This is a genomic window from Clostridium sp. (assembly GCF_051656525.1).
Lineage (GTDB): Bacteria > Bacillota > Clostridia > Clostridiales > Clostridiaceae > Clostridium.
This window is the reverse complement of sequence record NZ_JBOGCC010000144.1, coordinates 1-3281: the sequence shown is the minus strand read 5'-3', so window position 1 is coordinate 3281 and position 3281 is coordinate 1. Positions and strand designations below refer to the sequence as shown.

Sequence of the window (3281 nt, the reverse complement as noted above, 5' to 3'; positions counted from 1 at the left end):
ATGGTGATTTCTCCCATATTGTGGTGTAAGGCTTTAGGAATTACCTGCAATTAAATCTGTGTTTTTAGAAGCCGATTACTCGACAACTAGGGCATCATTACCCTATAATTAATTCTGGCATAATTTTAGCAACTTCATTGGTAAGCTCTTTTAATCTTTCAACTTCATCATTAGTCTTAGCGGGTTTATTTTTTAACTTATCATACTCATCGGCAATTTCACCAAGAGATTTCTTTTGTTGTTCGATACTGTCAATTTCACTTTTTCTAGTAGAAATAGACTCTTCTAACCTTTGTTTCTCTTCGTTCAATGACTCATTAAAATAGTCATATGCTATTGCCAATCCTCCAACAGCGACAGTTGCTCCAACTACCCAAGGCATCAATCCTGATAAACTTAAAGATGCCAATCCAGTAGCCTCTCCAAATTCAAGAAGGTTAACCCCAGCTCTAGTTCCTATTAGTCCAAATCTTCCAAGTCCTTCTGCAAGTGCAGGAATTATGTTTACAGCTCCTTGTGCAGCATTGGTAGTACCTCTTAAAGCATTCCCAAAACCTAAGAATCCTTTAAAGACTTTTCCTGCTAACACTGTTCCTAATACAGTTAACATAGGAGTTAGCATTCCGACCTCATCTAACTTAGTAACTACAAGGGCGATTGCTTCCGAGATAGCAACTAAACCTTTAATAATACTTTTAGTAGCATCAGAACTAAAAATAGTATTAAATATTCCAACCCAAGTTTCTTTCAGCTTATTTAGCTGGCCAGCTAAACTATCGACATAAGCCGAGTTTTCTTTTTCCATAGATTGCCAGTGTTCGCCATTAGCAAGTTCACCTTGTATTTCTTTCATTACATCAAAGTTTTGCATTAATGACTGGAATACAGCTGCCTGTTGTTTACCTGCGACAGCTTCAGCTATTCCAGCTCTCTCTACGTCATTGAACCCTTCCCACTTAGCAGCAAGCTCTTCAATTACAGTAGTCATATCTTTTAACTTATTTGCTTTTTTATCGGCAAATATATCTATTTTTGCAACTTCCCTCAGCGCAAGGGCAGTTTTATTTAGACTTAATTCTCCAGTATCTGCCGATGTTTTTATCCCGGCAAGGTTTATCGCTATTGTTTTTACATTATATTCATATAAGTTCGTTACTCTTATATCGTTCTCTTATGAACTGCTTATAGTTTCCTATAAGATTAGACTATATCATCATCCTTTCGGATGCTCCCCATTTCCCCACACTTGCAGGTACGAGATTTCTCTCTAGTCGTTGCACCTTACCATATTCTATGGTCTTGGCTCATGATTGTCCTCAACATTACTAGTTAGGAGTTCCCATGAATTAAAGGAGTTTGCTATATACATTTCTGCATAAAGGGACTAATTGTCTATCCGTTTCCTACTTTGTTACTATTTTGTAAGGTGGTGTTGGCTGCGCCTATCATAGCTATAGTATTTTCCATAGAAATGCCATATGCTGACAGAACGTTAGCGCCAGAGGTTATAGCATCTAATATTCCATCAGATGAAATTGCAAAATTATTACCTACCATATTTATCATATCAAACGCATTGACCATTTCACTGGTAGATTGCGTCACACCATCAACAACTATTGGTATTTCTTTTAAAGGGTCTAGATTAAATGCAGATAACATAGTTACTACACCTTCACTTGCTTTTTGCTGAGTCATTTCAGTAACATTAGCAAGTTTCATAGTTTGTTCTGCAACTAGTATAGATTCCTTCATTCCAAGTCCAGCCATTTGAACAGTATCTGCTATAGCTTGAATAGTATCCTGAGAACTCTGGCCTACATTTTTAGCTATTTCATTGGCCTTGTTTTGAATAGCATCTAATTGACTAGTATTCATTATGTCTTCAGGATTAGCAACCTTCTTTAAGTTTGTCATTGCAGCATCTGTTTCCATAACAAGAGTTTTTAATGACTGTCCTAAACTTCTAATTCCATCCGCTAATAATTCACCTGCTGTAAAAGTAAATAAATTATCTCGAAACTCTGACCCAAAATCTCCAAAGAAAGTTCTACCATTATTCATAGTAGAAGATAGTTGTCTCGCCTCACGCTCGGCTTGTTGCATTGTAGTAGTCATCTGTCTTAAATCAACATTTGCTCTTTCTATGTTGCTAGTATCTATACTTCTAAATGCTTGTTCAACACGTTCAATAAGATGGTCAGCATTACCCATTTCTCTACACTTGTCAATAAAACTATCAATTCTACTCTCCATATTTTGTAAAGAAGCATTGAATACAGTTTCTTGTCTGCTTAGTGTATTCCCAGTATTTAATTCTCTAAGATTGGAGTTTAATAATTCTACTGAGTTACTAACCTCTCTAAAATCTGATTGGATTCCATTGCTATCTAACTTAGTTCTAGTTTCAGATAATAAGGCATTAGTTCTTTCAATCATATCATTGTCTAAGAAACCTTTTGACTTCTGCATTGAAGACAATTTTTCTTGAATTGTATCCAATTGCTTGTATGATTTTTCTAATGTTTCCGTAGCTTTTTGTTCTGCTTTTAAGTCCTTGACCTTTTCATTAGAATCAATAGCTGCAACATTACTATTTTTTCTAGCTTGTTGTAGTTTTAATTCTTGTTGCATATATTTAGAATTAACATCAATTAAATCATTTAACTGATTTCTCTTCTTTTCTAATAGTTCTAATTCCTTAACTAAAGCACTCGCATCTTTACCATCTGTACCAGTCTTATATATCTTGGTCTGAATAGCATCTATTTGTTTACTTAGAGCCAGGTATTGACTAATTGACTTATCTGGTGAAAGCATATTCCCATTTTCTTTGGATGCTTTACCCATAAGTTGAGATAACCTAATAAACTCTTTCATCTTAGATAATTCTTGCTCATTGATACCAGATATAGTTAAGTCAGTATTATTTTTGTAATCTTTGTTGATTACTTCATATTGATTCTTTAATGCTTGTTCTAACTTACTGGTATTCTTTTCTATATCTTCTATCGCTTTTTTAGAATTATCAGTAGAAATAAGCTCATTGTTTTTATCGTTATTACTCTTATTGACCAAGTTAGATTGGTTTTTTAATAAAACATTTATTTGCTTAATTGTACTTTCAACCTGTTTTAAATTACCTAATGTTCCGTCATCTAGTTTAAATGCATTAGATATAGCTCTCTTAAGTGATAATGCCTCCTCTTTAACATTTTCTATGTCAAGTTTTATCGGAACTTTATCATCTTTTACTTTATTCTTAAATTCGTCTAATTGAC

General features: G+C 34.1%; 2 protein-coding genes. Both read right to left on the bottom strand.

Annotation, left to right across the window (positions count from 1 at the left end):
• Positions 1 to 97: 97 nt before the first annotated feature.
• Positions 98 to 1048, bottom strand: a complete 951-nt coding sequence (locus ACRDDY_RS07330; protein WP_438564295.1) for a phage tail tape measure protein — start codon at positions 1046 to 1048, stop codon at positions 98 to 100.
• Between the two features lie 344 nt (positions 1049 to 1392).
• Positions 1393 to 3281: phage tail tape measure protein (locus ACRDDY_RS07325; protein ID WP_438564294.1), on the bottom strand; the 1889-nt coding region annotated here is incomplete at its 5' end.